The organism is Brevibacterium sp. NPDC049920, assembly GCF_040656435.1.
In the GTDB taxonomy this organism is placed as follows: Bacteria; Actinomycetota; Actinomycetes; order Actinomycetales; family Brevibacteriaceae; genus Brevibacterium; species Brevibacterium pityocampae.
In genome coordinates, this window is the sequence record NZ_JBFAMF010000001.1 from 204,375 (window position 1) to 219,098 (window position 14,724).

Genomic DNA, 14,724 nt, shown 5'->3' on the forward strand with positions numbered 1-14,724 from the left:
CCTGCCATCGGAGCAGCCTCAGGCGTCGCCGGGGCGGGGCACGCGGGCGAGCCAGAGTGCGGGCTCGGCGATCTCCGCCGCGCTCGGCAGGAGCTCGGGGGCCTCCCACACGGCGGCGAGCCCGTCGTGGCCGCGATCGCGGACGACGGCGCGGACGAACGCGGCACCGCGGGCGTACTGGGCGATCTTCTCGTCGATGCCGAGCAGCGTGGAGACGATCGCGCGGATCCCGGTGGCCGAACGCCTCCGCGCGTCGAAGGCCCGGCGGATCCGGCCCACGCGCGGGATGACCTTCCGGCCGACGGTGTCCATGAGGACGTCGGCGTGGCCTTCGAGGAGGCTCATGAGGGCGCCGATCTCCTCGACCGCGGCGGCCTGCTCCGGTCCGACGACCGCGTCGAGGAGGCTCTCGCCCTCGCGCAGCGCATCCGGCAGGGCGCGCAGGCTGTCGAGGAACCCGTCGCCGGCCTCGGCGCCGAGCAGCGGGTTCAGCAGTCCGTCGATCCGGGAGCGCAGGTGATCGGCGAGCCAGGGCGCGGCGGCGAACTGGACGTGGTGGGTGCGCTCGTGGAGGGCGACCCAGAGCCGGAAGTCGCGCGGCGGGACGTCGAGGGCGTGCTCGACTTCCCACACGCTCGGGGCGACGAGGTAGAGCACCCCGGCTTCCCCGGCGAAGGGGTCGAACTGGCCGAGCACCCGGGAGCCGACGAGCGCGAGCGCCCCGCCGAGCTCCACCGAGGCCGTGGTCCGCGCCGAACGATCGCGCAGCCGCCGGAGCATGCCGGGGCTGTGCGAACCCTGGGGCACGGTCCCGCGCGAACCCTCGGGCCCGGTTCCACGCGAGTCGCTGGGTCCGGTCCCGGCGGTGCCGCCCGGCGTGGGCACTCCTCCGTGCGCCGTGCCGCGCTCCCGCGCCCCGCCGGACTCGCCCGGCTGCGCGCCGGAGAGAAGGCTCGCAAAGGTCTCCGCGTTGGCCTGCACCCAGCCGAGCCGGTCGACCACGCGGGTCTCCCCGGCAGCCAGGCGCGCCCGGGCGGCGTCCTCCACCGCGGGCGCCAGGCGCATCGCGTCGAGGACGAGGTCGGTCGAGGTCTCCGCCGCCTCGCGGAGGTCGTGGACGAGGGCGCGCGCCTCGGCGGGGTCCGGCAGCGCGCCGGGCGGCATGAGCTCGCGGGCGGCAGCGATGACGGCGGGGACGGAGATGAGGTTCACGGGCACCCGCAGTCGGCGATCGCGGTGACCGCCTCGTCGACGACCTGCCGGGCGCGGCCGGCGGTGCCGGGGTCGAGGTCGTCGGCGAGGATCGAGAACACGATGAGCCGGCCGTCGGCGGTGAGCACGGAGCCGGCGAGCGAGGTCACGGTGCGCAGGGTGCCGGTCTTCGCCGACACCTTCCCGGCGGCGTCCCGGGTGTCCTCGTCGAGGTAGCGGTCGAACAGGGTGCCGGACAGCCCGCCCACCGGCATGCTCGGCAGGAGGAGGGAGAGGTCGCCGTCGGTGGAGGCGGCCTCCTGGAGGATCGTCGTGAGGTCGTGCGCGGAGATCCGGTTCGCGTAGTCGAGTCCGGAGGTGTCGGAGAGCTCGATCGAACCGGTGTCGAGCTGCTGGGCGGCGAGCGCGTCGATGACCGCGGCGGGCGCCTCGGCGGCGGCCCCGGGGCGGCCGAGGGCGAGCGCGACCTCCCGGCCGATCGCCTCGGACACGACGTTGTCGCTGGCGAGCATGAGGTGGCGCACCACCCCGGCGACGGGCGCGGACTCGACGAACGCGAGGTCCGTGGCGCCCTCGGGTGCAGGAGCGGGTGCGGCGGTGTCGACGGCGATGCCATGGCCTTCGAGGGCTGCGGCGAAGGCGTCGAGCGCGACCTGCGCCGGGTCCTCCTGGCGGGGGGTGCCGCGCTGGGTGGAGGTGAGCCCGGAATCGGTCATGAGGGGTTCGATGGGTGAGATGTAGCCGTTGCCGATGTCCGCGCGGTCCCAGCCGGGGTTGAACGCGGGCCCGGAGTAGCGGGAGAGGTCGGCGGCGACGGTGACGGTGTCGATACCGGCCTCGCTGAGGGCGGCGGCGGTGTCCGCGGCGAGCGTGCCGAGCCCGGCGTGGCCCATGACGCCGTCGGGCTTCGACTCCCCGGTGCCCAGCAGCACGTCTCCCCCGCCCACGAGGTGCACGGTGGCGCCGGCGTCGGACTGGCCCGAGAGGCGGGTCTCGGTGCGGAAGCGGGTGTCGGCGCCGATCGTGCCGAGCGCGGCGGCCGCGGTGAGGACCTTGGTGACGGAGGCCGGGGTCTTGGCGCTGTTCTCGTCCGCCGTGTAGAGCACCTCGTCGGTCATCGCGTCGCGGATGTCGATGCTCATCCCGCCGGTCATCCCGTCCTGGTCGAGGATCGGATCGATGCGCGAGGCGAGGTCCTGCGGGATCGGGGCGGACTCCGGCAGAGGGCTCACCGGTTCGGCGGGGGCCGCCTCGGCCTCGGGCTTCGGCAGCGCCTGGACGGTGATCGGCGGGTCGAGGGTGAGGATTCCGGGGGCCACGTCGAAGGCGTCGGCGGTCCCGTAGCCCACGAGCGCCAGAGCCAGGGCGCCGGCGGTGAGCGGCAGGGCACGCGAACGGCGCCGGTCGCGGCGCCGGGCGTCGCGGCGGCTGCCTCGGGTGTCCTCCACGTGACCGTCCTGTCCTGTCGTGTGCAGTGGTGCGATGTGCGGTGGTGCGGGCCGGGTGGTCCCGGCTGGCGCCTCGGGAACAGTACCGGCCCTGCGCCGCTGTGATGACGCGGTGCGCGGCGCGTGGACCGATTGCGGGCCGCGGCTCGCCCTTCATTATGCTAGTGGAGTCGCACAATGCTCGTGGCGCCGCACACAGCACGTCGTGCACCCCGTTCGCACATCATTTCTAGGAGTCCGCATGGAACTGCTCGCCACCGTCGAAATCCCCAAGGGTTCGCGCAACAAGTACGAGGTCGACCACGAGACCGGTCACGTCAAGCTCGACCGCTACCTCTACACCTCGATGGCCTACCCCACGGACTACGGGTACTTCGAGGACACCCTCGGCCTCGACGGCGACCCGCTCGACGTCATGGTGCTGCTCACCGAGTCGGTGTTCCCGGGCTGCGGCGTGGACGTCCGCCCGATCGGCATGTTCAAGATGACCGACGAGGCCGGGGGCGACGACAAGGTCCTCGCCGTGGTCGCCGGCGATCCCCGCTGGGACGCGATCCAGGACATCGACGACGTCGACTCCTTCACCCGCGACGCGATCGAGCACTTCTTCGTCCACTACAAAGACCTCGAGCCGAACAAGTTCGTCAAGGGCTCGAACTGGGTGGGCCGCGAGGAGGCCGAGGCGGAGGTCAAGGCCTCGCTCGAGCGCTTCCAGGCCGCCGGCGAGCCCTCCGAGCCCGACGACCGCGAAGGCCGCCAGGGCCGCGACGTCGAGTGAGCTGAGGTCCCCGCGCGCAGCGGCGAGTCGAGTCGGGTTTCCGGCCGGGCGCCTGCCGCGCTCCCGCTCCTCCGCTGAGGTGTCGATCCAGTACGGTTCCGCACGGGAATCCGCACTGGATCGACACCTCAGTCGTATTCAGGGATCAGCCGGGTGCAGGTGCTCCGCCGCACGCGCGAGAGAGTGACGCGCGCCACAGAAAACAAGTTAGGGTGACCTAACTCACAGACGCGGCGGCGATATGGGATTCTCGTGGCATGCATCTCGATCATGTCTCCTTCGCCAGCGAACACGACGGTCTGCAGGCCACCGCGGCCCGGATCTCCGAGAAGCTCGGGATCGAACCGTACGACGGCGGCGTCCACCCGCGGTTCGGCACCCGCAACCTCATCTTCCCGCTCGCCGACGGGCACTACCTCGAGGTCGTCGAAGCCCTCGAGCACCCCGCCGCGCTGAGCACCCCTTTCGGCCAGGCCGTGCGCGCCCGCAGCGAGCTCGGCGGCGGCTGGATGGGCTGGTGCGTGTCGGTGAGCGACCTCGCCCCCGTCGAGGACCGCCTCGAGCGCAAGGCCGTCGACGGAAACCGCACTCCCGATGACGGCGTCGAGCTCCTGTGGAAGCAGATCGGCGTCAAGGGCCTCATCGCCGACCCTCAGCTGCCGTTCTTCATCCACTGGCTCTCCCCCGCAACCCAGCACCCCTCGGCGCGCGGCGCGGAGTCCGGCGTGACGATCTCCGCACTCGAGATCGCCGGCGACCGCGACCGGCTGCGCGAGTGGCTGGGAACCGACGAGCCCAAGCCGATCCCGGAGATCAGCATCGCCTGGACCGCCCCGCACGGCACCCCGGGGCTGATGTCGGTGACCTTCGAGACCCCCCGGGGCCCCATCACCCTCTGAGCGGCCGGCGCTCTCAGAGCGGGTCGACGGCGGCGAGGATGCCCGGCGCGAGGAAGCCCACGGCGTCGATGAGGGTGTGGGCGACGACGAACGGCATGACACGCCGCCACCGCAGGTAGAGCCAGCCGAACAGCAGCCCCATGAGGACGTTGCCGACGAACGGCCCGACCCCCTGGTACAGGTGGTACGAGGCGCGGAAGAGGGCGAGCCCGATGATGATCGCCCACGGCCCCAGCCGAAGCTTCTCGAGCCGGTCGACGCCGTAGCCCAAGAGCAGCACCTCCTCGAGGATGCCGTTCTTCGCCGCGGAAAGCAGGAGCACCGGCACCGTCCACCAGTAGGCCTGGAGGTTGTTCGGCAGGATCTCGGCGGTGAGCCCGAGCGCCCTGCCGGTCGCGTAGACGCCGAGCGTGCCGATCCCGATGACGAGGAAGAGCAGCGTTCCCGTCCCGAGGTCCCAGCCGGGACGCCGGAGGTCGAACCCGATCCGCTGGAGCGCCGGCCGGACATCCGCCGCGCCTTCACCGCGCACGGCGTCCGCCTTCCGGCTCCCTCGGAAGCCGAGCCCCCGCAGGGCAACTGGCCCGCCGCCGAGGTCGGCACCGGTGGCCGCCCACACCCGGTCGCGGTTGAGGAGGAACAGGACGAGGAGCACCGGCACGAGCGCGAACCCGATGCCGAGGAGCTGGTACACGAGGTCGAACCACGGCCGCGGGGATGCCTCGACGTTGAGCCGGGCCTGGGTCTCGGTGAGCGGTCCGCGGGTGGAGATGTCGATGAGCCGGACGAGCGCGTACACCGCCGACTGGCCGAGCGCGAGCGCGGCGACGAGCGTGAGCTCCCACCCCCAGCGCGGCCGCCCGAGGCGCTCGACCACCGGTGTCACCGCTCAGCGGCGGGACCCGGCTCAGCCGAGTCGGTCCCACCCGCGTCACCGTTCACGCGGTCATCGCTCCCGCTGTCGGCGCTCGCACCGCCCCCGCTCGCGGCGGCCTCGGCGCGGATCCGCTCGGAGCGCTCGGCCTCGCGGCGGGAGTCCTCGGCCGCCTCGGCCTCGTCGATGACCCGGCCGCGCGCCATCTCGGTGATCGCCCGCTTCTCCGCCCGGCGCTCCTTGATGCCCTCGAGGAGCTGGTAGAGCACGGGGACGAGGACGAGCGTGAGGATCGTCGAGCTCACCAGGCCGCCGATCACGGTGATCGCGAGCGGCTTCGAGATGAACACGCCGCCGCCGGTGAGGCCGAGCGCCATGGGGACGAGCGCGAAGATCGTCGCCGCCGCCGTCATGAGGATCGGCCGGTAGCGCAGGCGCGACCCCTGGACCACCGCGGTGCGCAGCGGCACCCCGCGGGCGCGGAAGTGGTTGATGAGGTCGATGAGGACGATCGCGTTCGTCACGACGATGCCGATGAGCATGAGCAGACCGATCATCGCGGTGAGGCCGAGCGGGGTGTCGGTGAGCAGCAGCAGCCCGATCGACCCGGTCGCGGCGAACGGGATCGACACGAGGAGGATGAGCGGCTGGAGCAGCGACTTGAAGGTCGCGACGAGGATGACGAACACGATGAGCACGGCGGCGAGCATCGCGAGGCCCAGCTGGGTGAACGCCTCGGTCTGCTCCGCGGTCGCACCGCCGATGTCCGCGCTCACCGCGTCGGGCAGTTCGGCGGAGTCGAGAGCACCGGTGACCGCGGTGCTCGCCGCGCCGAGGTCGTCGCCGGCCGGGGTGACGCTCACCGTGACCGAGCGCAGACCGTCGGAGTGGGTGATCGTCGGCGCGGTCATGACCTCGTTGACGTCGGCAACCTCGTCGAGGGTGATCGTCTCCGGCTCCGGTTCCGGGGCCGGCACAGCGGGAGCACCGCCGGGTGCCTGCGCCCCGCCGCCGGGAGCCTGACCCCCCGGTGCCTGGCCGCCGGCCCCACCCTCGGGACCGCCGGGTGCGGGGGCTGCCGGAGCGGGAGCTGCGGCCGGCTGCGCAGGCAAGGTGATCTCGAAGTCGCGGAGCTCCTCGACCGTCTCGACGTTCCCGTCGTAGAGGAGCACGCGGTGGGAGATGTTGTCGAGCACGACGTCGCCGAGCTGCTGGCCGCGCATCGCCCGTGCGACGAGGCTGCCGATCTCGGACTCCGACAGGCCGTTGTCCGCGGCCTCCTCGCGGTCGATGTCGACCTCGATGATCGGCTGCACGGCCTCGAGGTCGGTCGACACCGACTGCACCTCGGCGAGGTCCTCGAGCTCCGTGGTGAGCGCCTCGGCGCCGGCTTCGAGCTCGTCGGGGTCGTTCGCGGTGAGGGTGACGTCGATCGTCGAGCCACCGGGCATGGTGCCGCCGGCGAGCACCTCGACGTCGCCCACATCGGTGAGCTCGTCGAGCTGCTCCTGGAGCTCGGTGCCGAACGCACCGGTGTCGGTGCCGGGGGCGATGTTGACGAAGTAGTTGCCGGTCGTCGCACCGCCGCCGAACGCGAGGTCGCCGCCGATCGAGAGCTGGTAGGACTCGACGTCGGGGTGGTCGGCGATGACCTGCTCGACCGGTTCGGCGTCCCTGCCGGCCTGTTCGAGCTCGGTGCCCGGCTCGAAGGTCTGCATGACCTGGACGCTGTCCTCTCCGGTGTCGCCGAACAGCTCGGTCTTGAGCAGCGGGGTCATCGCGAAGGTCGCGACGAGGACGAGGAGCGAGGCGACGACGGTGATCACCGGGTGCCGGGTGGTGAACCCGATGACCGGGAGGTACGTCTTCTGCAGACGGGTGACCGGCGACTTGAGGCTCGCGAGCTCGTCGACCTCGGCGGCCTCGTCGTCGGTCCGCGGGCCGACGATGGGCAGCTCGGACGTCGAGTGCCGACCCGACGGGTTCTCGACGTCGACCTCACGGGAGCGGGCGGCCTTCCGCTCGGCCTTCCATTCCGCGAGCGCGGACTTCCGGTCGGACTTCACGCGGGCCTTCTGCTCCCGGGTGAGCCTGACCCGGCTCTCGCGGGCCCGGAGGAACCAGTAGGCGAGGACGGGGACGATGGTGAGCGCGACGAGCAGCGAGCTCAGCAGCGCGATCGTCGCGGTCATCGCGAACGGCCGGAACAGCTCGCCGGTCTGCCCGGAGACGAAGACGAGCGGGAGGAACACGGCGACCGCGGTGAGGGTCGAGGCGGTGATGGCGCCGGCGACCTCGCCGACGGCGGCGAGGATGTTGGAGAACTTCGAGCCGCCCAGGGAGTGGCGGCGGCGGATCGATTCGATGACGACGATCGAGTCGTCGACGACGCGGCCGATCGAGATCGTCAGCGCTCCGAGGGTGAGCATGTTGAGCGTGTACCCGCCCAGCCACAGGCCGATGAGGGTGACGAGCAGCGAGAGGGGGATGGAGATCGCGGTGATGATCGTCGCGCGGACGCTGAAGAGGAAGACGAGGATGACGACGACGGCGAACACGAGGCCCAGCAGACCCTCGGTCATGAGGTCCTCGATGGACTGCTCGATGAACGGCGCCTGGTCGAACACCGTGACGAACTCGACGTCGCCGCCCATGGTGTCGGTGATCTCTGGCAGCGCGGCGATCACGGCGTTGGAGATCTCCACGGTGTTCGCGTCCGGCTTCTTCGACACCGAGAGGGTGAGCGAGGGCTCGCCGTTCGTGCGGGAGATCGAGGTGGCCTCCTCGTCGCGGAGCTCGACGTCAGCGACGTCGCGGACGAGCACGGGGCCGTCGGGTCCGGCGAGAGCGATGTCGGCGATCGCCTCGACGCTGCGGATCCGGGTGCCGATCTCCACAGGGGCGGACCCCTCGCCGGTCTCGAGCGCACCGGCCGAGGTGGGCACGCCGTTGGCCTGGAGGATCGAGGCGAGCTGGTCGACGGACACCCCCTCGTCCTCGAGGTCGTCCTCGCGGACGGTGATCGCGACCTCCTGCGGGAGGTCGCCGGCGACCTCGACCTGCCGGACGCCCTCGATGTCGCGCAGCTCCGGGACCGCGATGTCCTCGAGGTCGGCGGCGAGCTGGTCGGTGTCCTCCCCGCCGGTGACGGAGAAGACGATGATCGGGAAGTCGTCGAGCCCACCGGACATCACCGTGGGCTCGACCCCGTCGGGCAGCTGGGACTCGACCTGGGACACGGCGCGCTGGAGGGAGCGGACGATGTCGTCGGAGCTCGTGCCATAGGCGGTCTCGACGGTGATCTGGGCGGAGCCGGTCGACGACACCGAGGACACCGATTCGACCTCCTCGACGCCGTTGAGCGCAGCTTCGAGGGGTTCGACGACCTCGGATTCCACGGCCTCGGGCGAGGCGCCCTCGTACTGGGCGGAGATGAACGACTGCGGGAGCTCGAAGGAGGGGAAGAGCTCCTGTTTGAGGGCGCCGGCCCCGATGACGCCGAAGATCACCGCGCACACGGAGATCAGCGCGATGAGCGCCCGGTTCTTCAGGCTGATGAATGTCAGCTGGTTCACAGGGGGAGGTCCTTCGTCCGGGAGGTGGGTCCCCACCATCCTAGGAGTCGGTGCGTGCGGGGGCGCTCAGGGTTCTCCCCGGATCCGGGTCGGGGTTTCCCCACCCGGCGGCGGGGTGTCGCGGGACGTGAGCGCGGGCCGGGCGCGAGGCGGTGGCTCCCGCAGCTCGGCCGACAACGGTGCGCTCTCGCGGGCCGGGCGCGAGGCGGTGGGCTCTTACCGCTGGGCCGGCTGGGACCCGTCCTCGCGGGACGGCAGCGTCTCCCGTCCGGAGAGCCAGGCGCCGAACGCGAGGAGGACCGCCGCGCCGGACACCGCGAAGGCTGCGGAGTAGCCGAGTGATTCGGCGAGGAGGCCGGCGATGATCGGCCCGAAGATCGCTCCGGTGTCCATCGCCATCTGGTAGCGCGAGAGGACGACGCCGCCGGCGCGGTGGGGTCCGACGACGTCGGCGACCACGGCCTGCTGGGACGGGTTGAGCAGGCCGGCGCCGATCCCGGCGATCGCGGACAGGACGAAGAACACCGCGACGCTGCCGGAGAAGCCGAGGGCGATCGTGCTCACGCCCATGATGAGCAGGCCGGTGAGGATGAACGGGCGGCGGCCCAGGCGGTCGGCCCAGCGGCCCACCGCGGCGACGGCGACGGTGTTGCCGAGGGCGAACACGGTGAGCGCGAGTCCGGACACCCCAGCTCCCGCGCCGAGGACGTGGAGGGCGAAGAGCGGGTAGATCGCGACCCGGATGCCCATGGACGTCCAGCCGTGGGCGGCCCCGGAGACGAGCGCTGCCCGGTAGGCGGAGTCCCGCCAGGCCTCGCGGAAACGCATGACCGAGCGGTCGGGGGCGGGCTCGGCCGGTGCGGTGGGCTCGGCGGCACTCGGGGCGGGCTGAGGTGCTGCGGGCGCCTCGGCGGCGGTCCCGGTATCCCCGCCGTCGGTGACCAGGCCCCGGTCTGCCGGCTCGTGGTCGTCCTGGTCCTGGGCAGCCTGTTCGGCGGCGAGGAGGCGTTCGTTGCGGCCGAGCCGGAAGTACACGACGGCCGCGGCGGCGACGAGGGCGGCGGCGTAGACGAGGAAGGGCACGCGCATCCCCCACCCGGCCATGAGGCCGCCGACGACGGGGCCGGCGATGTTGCCGAGCAGGAAGGCGGTGGCGTAGCGGCCGGCGGCGCGCGCCCGGGCGGTGGGCGGGGCGAGGCGGATGATGAGCGCCATCGCGGACACGGTGAACATCGTCGAGCCGAGCCCGCCGAGCGCGCGGAACAGGAGGAGCTGCCAGTAGCTCTGGGCGAGGGCGACGCCGAAGGTCGAGGTGGCGACGATGAGGAGGCCGGTGACGTAGACGGGCCGCTCCCCCAGGCGGTTGACCAGGCGCCCGCCGGCGGGTGCGGAGATCAGCCGGAAGAACGCGAAGGAGCTCACGACGATCGTCGCGGCGGTCACACCGAGGCCGAAGGATTCGGCGAACTGGGGCAGGACGGGGGCGATGATCCCGTAGCCGATGGCGACGATGAAGGCCGCGGAGACGAGCACCCAGATGTCGGCGGGGAGCTTCGCCCCCGGGGCGGCGGTGTCCGGGCGGGTGCGGGTCACCTCGGCGTCGGGTCCGGGAGGCGGCCGAGGAACGGGGCCGGGTCGAGCGGGGGCCGGTTGGAGGCGGCGAGCTTCTCGCGGAAGGCGGGGTCGATGTCGCCGACGTAGAGCCAGCCCATGAGGAGCTCGGAGTCGGTCAGGCCGTGGAGGGCGCGGACGGCCGGTGCGTTGGCCTCCCGTCCGGAGCGCCACATGACGCCCCAGCCGGCCTGCCACAGGGCGAGCTCGAGGAGGTGGGCGGCGCCCGCGGCGGTGGCGTGCTGCTCCCAGGCGGGGACCTTGGGGTGTTCGGTGGGTGAGGCGATGACGGCGATGAGGAGTTCGGCGCGCAGGGGCTTGGGGTTGACCTCGCGGGGGGCGCGCTCGGCGCCGGAGGCGGTGTCGAGGGCCTCACCCAGGCGCAGGCGGTCGTCGCCGCGCAGCAGCAGGAGCCGCCAGGGACGCAGCGCCTTGTGATCGGCCACCGGGGTGACGGCGGCGAGCAGCCGGGCGATCTCGGCGTCCGTGGGGGTGTGCTGGCCGACCTTCGACACCGAGCGGCGCGAGGCCATGGCCTGGAGCACGGGGTCCTCGAAGTGCTTCACGACATCCACTCCGCGAACCCGGCGCGGGCTCGGGCGAGCTTGGGGTCGATGATGTACGTGCAGTAGCCGTTGTACGGGTTGCGGGTGTAGAAGTCCTGGTGGACCTCCTCGGCGGGGTAGAAGGTGCCGAGGGGTTCGAGGGTGGTGACGATGGGCTGGTCGAAGAGCTCCTGGGCGTGTTCGATAGCGGCGGCGAAGCGGGCGCGCTCGTCCTCGTCGCGGTAGAACATCGCGGAGCGGTACTGGGTGCCGACGTCGTTGCCCTGCCGGTTGAGCGAGGTGGGGTCGTGGCCGGTGAAGAACTGGCCGAGGATCACCTCGGCGGGGACGACCGATTCGTCGAAGGTGACCTGGAGGGCCTCGGCGTGGCCGGTGATGCCGGCGCACACGGAGTAGTAGTCCGGGTCCTCGACCTCTCCCCCGGTGTACCCGGAGGTCACGTCGGTCACGCCGCGGGTGCGGCGGTAGACGGCGTCGAGGCACCAGAAGCACCCGGCGGCCAGAGTGAGAGTCTGCATACCGTGTAGGACACCCGCGGCCCGGCGATTATTCCACTGGTGTGTTCCGGCGGGACTGCGGGTGGTGGGGTGGTGCGGTTGGTGGTGCGGGGTCGAGGCACCGAGGTGCTGGCCGGCCCGGGTTGGTTCCGCGTCAGCGATCGAGATGCTGGCCGGTTGAGGCCGGCCGGCACTCTGGCGGGGCGGGTGTCAGCGATCGCGGGCGACGATGTGGCCGGCGTGCTTGAGCAGCGGGGCGTCGATCATCTTGCCCTCGTAGCTGAACGCCCCGGCCGAGGTCTCGGCGAGTTCGAGCACGGCGCGCGCCCAGGCGAGCTGCTCCGGGGTGGTCCGGTAGGCGTCGCGGACGACGGGGATGTGCTTGGGGTGGATGGAGACCTTGCCGGCGAAGCCGCTCTCCACCGCGTCGAGTGCCTCGGCGGCGAGCCCGTCGAGGTCGTGGATGTCGGCCCAGATCGAGTCGAGCACCCATTTGCCGTGGGCGCGCCCGGTGAGCAGGGTCTGCGAGCGGACGTGGAGCGCGACGTCGCGGTAGCCGCCGGCGGGCAGGCGGGAGGAGCCGCCGCCGAGGTCGGCGATGAGGTCCTCGGAGCCCCACATGAGGCCGGCTACCTCGGGGGCCGCGGCGATCTCGGAGAGATTGACGGCACCACGGGCGGTCTCAATGAGGGCGACGACGCGGTAGTCGGACAGGGGCGCGGAGTCCGCGGCGGATTCCGCCTTGGGCAGCATGACGTGGGTGTAGGGCAGGGTGGCGAGGAGTTCGAGGTCGGCGGCGAACTCCTCGGTGTCACGCGGGTTGATGCGCACCACCGTGCGGGCGGGGTCGAGGAGGTTGTCCTTGACCGACCGGCGGGCGGCGGCCTTGTCCGCGGGTGCGACGGCGTCCTCGAGGTCGATGATGACGATGTCGGCGCGCTCGGCTGCCTTGGCGTAGCGGTCGGGGCGGTCGGCGGGGACGAACAGCCAGGCCGGCGCGAAGTCGAAGTCGGCGGGCTGGGTGGTGGCCTTGTCGGTTGTGGGGCCGGTGTGGGCGGAGTCGGTGGGGCTCATGCGGTGATCTCCGGGTTCTGCGGGTCGTGGGCGGAGGTGAAGACCATGGTCTGGCGGACGGCCTTGGCGACGACCTCGCCGCGCTGGTTGCGGCCGATGTGTTCGAGGGTGACGATGCCCTGGTTGGGGCGGGACTTCGATTCGCGCTTGTCGAGGATCGTGGTCTCCGCGTAGAGGGTGTCGCCGTGGAACAGGGGCTTGGGGAAGGAGACCTCGGAGAAGCCGAGGTTGCCGACGATCGTGCCCTGGGTGAGCTGCGAGACGGAGAGCCCGACGAGGGTGGCGAGCGTGAACATCGAGTTGACCAGCCGCTGGCCGAACGGCTCGGTCTGAGCGAAGGCGGCGTCGAGGTGGAGTGCCTGGGTGTTCATCGTCACCGCGGTGAACCACGTGTTGTCCGCCTCGGTGATGGTGCGGCCCGGCGCGTGCTTGTAGACCGTGCCGACCTCCATCTCGTCGAACCAGAGCCCGCGTTGGGTGATGGTCTTGGGGGTGTCGCTCACTCTGGGTTCCTCCTCGAACAGGTGACGCAAACGTGGTTCAATCATAGCGAGCACCTTTTAAGGGACTGCCGCACGAACAGGTGACAGTTGGGGTGTCAGGCCGCGAGGCTCACGGCGGGGTTCATGATGGTCTCGTATTCGATGGGGGTCAATCGACCCAGACGGGCCTGTCGACGGCGGCGGTGATACTTGCGTTCGATCCAGGTAACGATCGCGATCCGGAGCTCGTCGCGGGTCCGCCACCGCTTCCGGTCCAGGACGTTCTTCTGCAGCAGGGCGAAGAAGGACTCCATCGCGGCGTTGTCCCCAGCGGCACCGACTTTCCCCATCGACCCGATGAGGTGATGACGGTTCAACGTCTGCACGAATTTGCGTGACCGGAACTGGGATCCTCGGTCCGAATGCACGATGCAGCCAGCGACGTCACCGCGGCGGGAAGCGGCGTTGTCCAGGGCGTTCACCGCCAGTCGCGCCTTCATACGGTCGCTGATCGAGTAGCCGACGATCCGGCCTGACAACACGTCCTTGATCGCGCAGAGGTAGAGCTTTCCCTCATCGGTCCAGTGCTCTGAGGGGGCACCTCCCGCTTGCGGGGGAATGTCGGTCAGCCACAGTTCGTTGACGTCATCGGCGGAGAAATCCCGCTTCACGAGATCGTCGTGGACCGGCGGCCCGGGACGCTTTCCGTGCTTGCCGCGATTCTTCCCGAACACGGACCACCACTGGTTGTCCCGGCAGATGCTCCATGCCGTCCGCTCGCACATCACTTCGCCGGCCTCGGCGGCTTCGCCGGCCAGGAACCGGTAGCCATACTCGGAGTCGTCGACGTGGGCGTCCAGTAACGCGTTGGCGCGGTAGGCCTCAGTCAGCTCAGCCTGGGTGACCTGCTGGTGGCGCCAGCGGTAGTAGGGCTGGCGGGAGAGCTTCAGGACCCGCAGGGACACCGCGACGGGGATGCCATCAGCGGCGAGCTCACTCACGAGCGGGTAGAACCTTTCCCGGCAGGTTCGCCTGGGACAGGTAGGCCGCGGCACGGCGGAGGACCTCGTTCTCCTGCTGGAGCAGCCGGATCTGCTTGCGGGCCTCGCGCAGCTCGGTCGACTCCTCCCGTGTCCTGACGGGGCGGTTGCCGTCGTCGATGTCGGCTTGGCGGATCCATTTGTGGAGCGTCATCTCGTGGACGCCGAAGTCCTTCGCGATCTGCGCGATGGTGATGCCGTCCTCACGGGACCGGCCACTCGCACGACGTCTTCGCGGAACTCCTGGGGGTAGGGGGCGGGCATGATGCACATCCTTCCAGGCCGCCCAACGGGCAAGCCAGATCAGATGTCACCTATCCGTGCGGCAGTCCCAAGTGTCCGGCGATGTGGTGTTTGGCTGACAGATGTGCCCACGAGCAGGCAACATGGTTTGATGCTCGATCATCTGCTCCAGGTACAGGCGGGCGGCCGCGCAAACCGCGAGCCTTAGCGATCTGTCGCGGTCTTCCTGGTCGTAGGGCTTGGCTCGATCAGAGCTGCGATCAGCGGAGTCCTTGTTGCTCAGATCCCTAGTGTCTCCGACCGGTTCTTCCGCCCACGTATTGAGCATCGCGTGCTTAAGGTCGATCTCGGTGCTGTAGGCGTTCATGACCTCCTGCGCCAGGTCCCGCGGGGGTGCCTTGCTTGTGCCTGCTCGCTGTCCGTGA

12 protein-coding genes and 1 pseudogene are annotated in these 14,724 nt (G+C 71.0%); 2 read left to right on the plus strand and 11 right to left on the minus strand.

The window, feature by feature from the left end; all coding sequences use genetic code 11:
- Positions 1-18: 18 nt before the first annotated feature.
- Both AB0I45_RS00975 and dacB read right to left on the minus strand, forming a co-directional pair.
- Positions 19-1,212, minus strand: a complete 1,194-nt coding sequence (locus tag AB0I45_RS00975; protein WP_295688839.1) for a zinc-dependent metalloprotease — start codon at positions 1,210-1,212, stop codon at positions 19-21.
- Complete coding sequence (gene dacB / locus AB0I45_RS00980; RefSeq protein ID WP_360316104.1) at positions 1,209-2,660, minus strand: D-alanyl-D-alanine carboxypeptidase/D-alanyl-D-alanine-endopeptidase; 1,452 nt, start codon at positions 2,658-2,660, stop codon at positions 1,209-1,211. Before dacB ends, AB0I45_RS00975 begins: the two co-directional genes overlap by 4 nt.
- Before the next feature lie 241 nt (positions 2,661-2,901).
- Between dacB and AB0I45_RS00985 the strand changes: the two genes are divergently transcribed.
- Both AB0I45_RS00985 and AB0I45_RS00990 read left to right on the plus strand, forming a co-directional pair.
- Positions 2,902-3,438 carry an inorganic diphosphatase gene (locus AB0I45_RS00985; RefSeq protein WP_137318066.1) on the plus strand — a complete coding sequence of 179 codons (537 nt, stop codon included), beginning with the start codon at positions 2,902-2,904 and terminating at the stop codon, positions 3,436-3,438.
- Between the two features lie 257 nt (positions 3,439-3,695).
- On the plus strand, positions 3,696-4,337 hold the full coding sequence (locus AB0I45_RS00990) for a VOC family protein (RefSeq protein ID WP_137318067.1): 642 nt from the start codon (positions 3,696-3,698) through the stop codon (positions 4,335-4,337).
- Positions 4,338-4,350: 13 nt separating this feature from the next.
- On the opposite strand, the gene AB0I45_RS00995 is transcribed toward AB0I45_RS00990, so the two are convergent.
- The 9 genes and pseudogenes from AB0I45_RS00995 to AB0I45_RS01035 all read right to left on the minus strand — a co-directional run bounded on the left by AB0I45_RS00995 (position 4,351) and on the right by AB0I45_RS01035 (position 14,666).
- Entirely contained in the window at positions 4,351-5,214 is an 864-nt protein-coding gene (locus AB0I45_RS00995; protein ID WP_295688842.1) for a CPBP family intramembrane glutamic endopeptidase, read from the minus strand.
- Between the two features lie 5 nt (positions 5,215-5,219).
- Positions 5,220-8,786, minus strand: a complete 3,567-nt coding sequence (locus AB0I45_RS01000) for an efflux RND transporter permease subunit (RefSeq protein ID WP_295688843.1) — start codon at positions 8,784-8,786, stop codon at positions 5,220-5,222.
- 216 nt (positions 8,787-9,002) lie between these two features.
- Positions 9,003-10,379, minus strand: a complete 1,377-nt coding sequence (locus AB0I45_RS01005) for an MFS transporter (protein WP_295688846.1) — start codon at positions 10,377-10,379, stop codon at positions 9,003-9,005.
- Positions 10,376-10,963 (minus strand): nitroreductase family protein, encoded by a 588-nt coding sequence (locus AB0I45_RS01010; RefSeq protein WP_295688848.1) that lies wholly within the window; start codon positions 10,961-10,963, stop codon positions 10,376-10,378. The genes AB0I45_RS01005 and AB0I45_RS01010 overlap by 4 nt, the downstream gene beginning before the upstream one ends.
- Positions 10,960-11,481, minus strand: coding sequence for a peptide-methionine (S)-S-oxide reductase MsrA (gene msrA / locus AB0I45_RS01015; protein ID WP_295688849.1), 522 nt, complete (start codon positions 11,479-11,481; stop codon positions 10,960-10,962). Before msrA ends, AB0I45_RS01010 begins: the two co-directional genes overlap by 4 nt.
- A gap of 189 nt (positions 11,482-11,670) precedes the next feature.
- On the minus strand, positions 11,671-12,534 hold the full coding sequence (locus AB0I45_RS01020) for a CoA ester lyase (protein WP_295688851.1): 864 nt from the start codon (positions 12,532-12,534) through the stop codon (positions 11,671-11,673).
- The gene (locus tag AB0I45_RS01025) at positions 12,531-13,037 is read right to left on the minus strand and encodes a MaoC family dehydratase (protein ID WP_360316112.1); all 507 of its coding nucleotides are present in this window, start codon (positions 13,035-13,037) and stop codon (positions 12,531-12,533) included. The genes AB0I45_RS01020 and AB0I45_RS01025 overlap by 4 nt, the downstream gene beginning before the upstream one ends.
- Positions 13,038-13,132: 95 nt before the next feature.
- A pseudogene (locus AB0I45_RS01030) lies at positions 13,133-14,320 on the minus strand (IS3 family transposase).
- A 46-nt stretch (positions 14,321-14,366) separates the two neighbouring features.
- Complete coding sequence (locus AB0I45_RS01035) at positions 14,367-14,666, minus strand: hypothetical protein (protein WP_360316115.1); 300 nt, start codon at positions 14,664-14,666, stop codon at positions 14,367-14,369.
- Between the last annotated feature and the right edge of the window lie 58 nt (positions 14,667-14,724).